Annotated in this window: 3 protein-coding genes and 1 pseudogene; 3 read left to right on the top strand and 1 reads right to left on the bottom strand. The window is 63.8% G+C overall.

The features are described 5' to 3' along the window. Nucleotides 1-175 precede the first annotated feature (175 nt). Both AC5JJ6_RS41190 and AC5JJ6_RS41185 read left to right on the top strand, forming a co-directional pair. Nucleotides 176-685 carry a putative pterin-binding protein gene (locus AC5JJ6_RS41190; RefSeq protein WP_496047606.1) on the top strand — a complete coding sequence of 170 codons (510 nt, stop codon included), beginning with the start codon at nucleotides 176-178 and terminating at the stop codon, nucleotides 683-685. A gap of 84 nt (nucleotides 686-769) precedes the next feature. Continuing rightward, nucleotides 770-3,040, top strand: a complete 2,271-nt coding sequence (locus AC5JJ6_RS41185; RefSeq protein ID WP_496047605.1) for a putative bifunctional diguanylate cyclase/phosphodiesterase — start codon at nucleotides 770-772, stop codon at nucleotides 3,038-3,040. Between the two features lie 101 nt (nucleotides 3,041-3,141). Here the strand turns inward: AC5JJ6_RS41185 and AC5JJ6_RS41180 are convergent, their stop codons facing one another. Continuing rightward, nucleotides 3,142-3,645, bottom strand: a complete 504-nt coding sequence (locus AC5JJ6_RS41180; protein ID WP_496047604.1) for a GNAT family N-acetyltransferase — start codon at nucleotides 3,643-3,645, stop codon at nucleotides 3,142-3,144. 235 nt (nucleotides 3,646-3,880) lie between these two features. Between AC5JJ6_RS41180 and AC5JJ6_RS41175 the strand changes: the two are divergent. After that, nucleotides 3,881-4,616 (top strand): annotated as a pseudogene (locus AC5JJ6_RS41175) (IS6 family transposase). Nucleotides 4,617-5,004 lie beyond the last annotated feature (388 nt).

Genomic DNA, 5,004 nt, shown 5'->3' with positions numbered 1-5,004 from the left:
ATCTATAAGTAGATTTATCTTTCTGTAAACCTACCTCTGCTGATAAACAGCCTTGCACTAAGGTCTGGTGACCCGCCTCCGGACAGTTCCCGGTCGCGGCGATTGCCTGCCGCCGGTCTGACGTCCGCGTGTCACCCGAGGGAAGCGAATGACCCGTTTTGGAACAAGACGCGCCATGGGACGGCTCACCGTGGCAGCCTTGGCCGGCGCCACATCCTTTACATTGTGCCAGCGGGCTACCGCTACGTCACTGCCTCAGCCTTCGGAGCGGCCGATCCTGACGATCAGCGGCAAGGTTGCGGTGTTCAATAAGGGCGACACGGCACAGTTCGACCGCCCAATGCTTGAAGCGTTGGGCCTGTCAGGCTTCGAGACGATGACGCCCTGGTACCCCAGCCCAGTTCGGTTCGATGGTGTCCTCATGGGCCGGCTGCTCGAGAGAGTTGGCGCTTCGGGCGACCGAGTTGTTGCCTACGCCCTCAACGATTACAGCACTGAGTTGCCGATCAGCGACTTTGCGACCTACGGCGTGCTTCTCGCCCTCAAGCGTAACAACGAGTACATCTCGGTGCGCGATAAGGGACCGCTGTTCATTGTGTATCCCTTTGATAGCAAAGCCGAGCTAAGGCACCAGCGGTTCTACGCGCGCTCTGCCTGGCAACTCGCGCGTTTGGTCGTGCATTAGCCGCGCCTGCTACGCCGAAGGCACGTTCTCCAAATGTGGTCCATTGTGGGTGTGTATAGCCGTCGGCTCGGTCACGTCGCTTGGTTGCTCCTCGCCACCGCTGGCATCGTGCTGGTGCTGGCAGCCGCTTACACCTCCCGCCTCATCGTAGAGCGCCAGGACGCGCTCCAGCAGGTCTCGCGCTACAACAACACGTGGCTCGCTAGCCAAGCCGTTACCGAGCTCGCGCGCTTGAAGGAAAGAATTGCCAGTCATGCGCTGACCGACGGCGTCGTCGATCGGGAGGAAGTGCAACTCAGGCTCGACATCCTGGCGAACCGGGTCGGCCTGCTGCAACTCAGTCGTGTGGCGGAGCTGGCCGCCAGCCGCCCCGAGCTGGGCGACGTCATCGGCGAGCTCGCCACGGCGGTGCAAGCCGCGGGACCGCAGGTTGCGGTCCTGGCCCAAACGGGCCACCGGGAACTGCTCGACCTCCTAGCGCCGCTCGAGCCGAAGCTGGCGAGGCTTGCCGCAGTGGCAAACGTCGAAGGCGGCGACCGCGTCGCGGAGGATCAGCGGCAGCTCAGCCGGCTGCACTGGATTTTTTCGGGTGTCCTCATTGCACTCGCGGCCTGCGGTTTGGTCCTGCTCGCGCTACTGCTGCTGCATAACAGGCTACTCCGCCGCACCCACGGCGAGCTGCACACGCAAAACGAGCGCTTCGACGCAGCTTTGAACAACATGTCTCAGGCCCTTTGCATGGTGGACACGGAGCAGCGCCTGATCGTTTGCAACCAACGCTACACGGAACTCTTCGCCCTGCCACTAGACGCGGCCGCGCCGCGCACGCCCATTGGCGACATCCTGCACAAGATCGCATCCGGTAGCCACAGCATGGGGGAGCTGGCGAGCGCCATCCATTTGAAGCAGGAGATGCTGATACGCGACGAGAGTGCCGGTACCTTCGTCACCGAGCAGAGCGCGGAGCGATCGATTTCCGTATCCCATCGGCCCATGCCTGGGGGTGGTTGGATTGCCACTTACGAGGACATCACTGAGCGCCGCCTCGCTGATGCGCGAATCGCTTATATGGCGCACCATGACGCGTTGAGCGGTCTACCAAACCGCGTTCTGTTCCGGGAGAGGTTGGAGTACGAAGTGGGTCGCCTCGAACGCAAAGGCGGTTGGCTTGCGGTCCTGTGCCTCGACCTCGACCACTTCAAGAACGTCAATGACACGCTGGGCCACCCCGCGGGGGACCTGCTGTTACAGGTGGTGGCACAGCGGCTGCGTGGTTGCGTGCGCGAGGGCGATACGGTGGCGCGCCTAAGCGGCGATGAGTTCGCTATCCTGCAGCCCTCGCCGGAGCAACCGCAGGACGCCCGGACCCTTGCCGAGAGGCTTGTGAAGGTGCTCGGCATGCCCTACGACATCGATGGCCACCGCGTGGTGATCAGCGTGAGTGCCGGCATCGCGCTCGCACCGCTCGACGGCTACGATGCCGATGATCTGCTCAAGAAGGCAGACGTGGCACTCTACCGCGCCAAGTTCAGTGGGCGCTCGTGCTCTCGTTTCTTCGAGCCGGAAATGCGGACGCAACTCCAGGCGCGCCTGACTATGGAGGCGGACTTGAGAGAAGCGTTGGAAGGGCGACAGTTGGAGCTGTTCTACCAACCGCTCTTTAATCTCGAGGAAAACCGAATTCGCGGTTTCGAGGCGCTGCTGCGTTGGCACCATCCAAAGCGGGGATTGGTATCTCCAGACCAGTTCATTCCCGTCGCCGAGGACACTGGCCTTATCGTTCCGATCGGGGAGTGGGTCCTGCAACAGGCATGCAAAGATGCCAGTGGTTGGCCGACCGATATTCGGGTGGCGGTCAACCTGTCGCCGCTGCAGTTCATGAGCCCTCGGCTTGCCGGAGCGGTGGCCGACGCGATGGCGCAGGCGGGATTAGCAGCAAGTCGTTTGGAACTGGAGGTAACGGAGTCGGTTCTACTGCAGGATAGCGAGGTGGTTCTTGGCTTGCTGAATGAGCTGCACGGCATGGGTCTGCGCATAGCGCTGGATGATTTTGGGACGGGGTACTCCTCACTGAGCTACCTCCGGCGTTTCCCCTTCAGCAAGATCAAGATCGACAGGTCATTCCTGATGGAGCTCACGGACGGCCCAGACAGTGCGGCGTTCGTCGATGCGATCGTAAACATCGCCTCCAGCCTGGGCATGACGTCGACCGCAGAAGGTGTCGAGACCGCGGAGCAGCTAGCGCAGATCCGGCGTGCCGGTTGTACCGATGCGCAGGGCTACTATTTTGGCCGACCGCGGCCCAACACCCATGTCTTGGCTTTGTTGCAGGCGCCCGTATTGATTGCGGTATAAGAGCGACATTGTCGAGGTACCTGCGAGCCTCCGGTTGTGCATCGGCCCACCCATTCGACGCCGATCGGCTCCGCTAGGAAGGGTCCCATTTGCACCAGGATTCACACACTCGCCGCCTCACAAGCCTGGTACAGCAGTTGCGCGGTGCCCCGGTACTGCGTGCCGCCGCACGGCGCCATGCCGATCTTCTCGGCAACACGGATCGAGGCGGCGTTGTCCGGGTGGATCAGGGCCACGACGACCCGGAGCCCGAGCGGGCCAAGGGCCCGGGCCAGCACTGCGCCGGCCGCCTCGGTCGCAATGCCCCGCCCCCACGCCGTGCGGCACAGCCGCCAGCCGATCTGCGTTAGGCCGGTCCCCTCCCACGGGCTGAGGCCGCAAAGGCCGAGCAGGCCCGGCATGCCCCGCCACTCCACGGCCCAGGACGCGTGCGGCTCGGGCCGCCCCAGCGCGATATTGCGCGCCACCTCGGCCCGGTGCGCCTCCGGGGCGGGCGGTCCGCCGATGAAGGCGCGGACGGCCGGGTCGGCGTCCAGGGCCATGATGGCGTCCAGGTCCGCCGGCGTGCGGGCGCGGAGGCGGAGCCGGGCCGTCTCGAAATCCACGTCGCCTTATACCTGTAGTGCGGCTGGTTGTTGAGACAGCTGGCTGCGCTGTTCAGGCGGCCAAGGGTAGGTTGGCTGTTGGGCATTGAGCAAGGCGTCGTTGCTCGGTGCGGATCTGGTTCGGGGTGCGGTAGCCATGCCGGGCGACGAGCCAGGTGGAGTTGTAGTGGGCGATGAAGTCCTGCGGTTCTGTTGCATTCTTGTGGTGCCGTCCTGAATAGGTACAAGCAAGGGCATGGCGAGACGGCGGAGAGTGGCCTCGGTAAGGGCAGGTCAATCCTTGAAGGGGCGGCAGGTCACCGCCGAGGTGATCCTCTGGGCGGTCCGCTGGTACCTCATGTTTCCGGTGAGCTACCGCGACCTCGAACTGATGCTGGCCGACCGCGGCGTGGAGATCGCACATACCACTGTCTTCCGCTGGGTGCAGACCTATGCGCCGGAGATTGAGAAGCGGATCCGGCCGCACCTGCGCCTGAGCAACGGCTCATGGCGAGTGGACGAGACCTACGTGCGGGTGAAGGGCCGCTGGATGTACCTGTATCGCGCCGTGGACAGCCGTGGGCAGACCATCAATTTCCTGCTCTCGGCCAAGCGCGATGCTAACGCGGCGAAGCGCTTCTTCCGCAAGGCGCTGGAGCAGCTGCACACGGCGAACCCGCGCACCATCACGGTGGACAAAAACCCGGCCTATCCCTGCGCCATCACAGAGATGAAGGAAGACCGCGAGCTGTGGCGACGCTCGCAGCTGCGGCAATGCAAGTTTCTCAATAACACTGGAACAAGACCACCGGCGCGTGAAGCGCCTGGTCAGACCCGGGCTTGGCTTCGGCGGTTTCCGCATGGCGCGACGTACATTGGCAGGCTACGAGGCGATGGCTATGATGAGGAAGGGGCAGGTGCAGAAGGTTGGCGGACGAGACATGCGGACCCAAGCCACCTTTGTCGCCGAGTTGGTCCAGGGCACCGCCTGATCTTGGGCCTGTCGCGGCCGTCTGCGACTTGCCGCAAACTTTGCAACACAACCCGCCAACCTGACCGGCGTCCACCCGCACACGCTGCGCCATTCCTGCGGCTTCGCTCGCCGACAAGGGGCACGACCTGCGGCTCATCCAGGACTACCTCGGCCACCGCGACCCCCGGCACACCGTCCACTCCACCCGCACCGCGCGCCCCGCTTCGAAGGTCTTTGGCGGTAGGGCGCAGGCAGCCAAGAGCTAGGCGCCTCATTCGTCGAACTGTTCGACGGGCGGGGCAGGCTGCCAGTGTCCGCCCGTGTTGCCCTTAGCCTATGATTTCGACCTCAAAGATACCGCAAGCGTGATGGGGTGCGGGTGCCACAAGATGGCACCCCTGGCGCGT

This window comes from Skermanella sp. (genome assembly GCF_059503625.1).
Note: the sequence above shows the minus strand (reverse complement) of the source record. Positions and strands in the feature narration are given on the sequence as shown.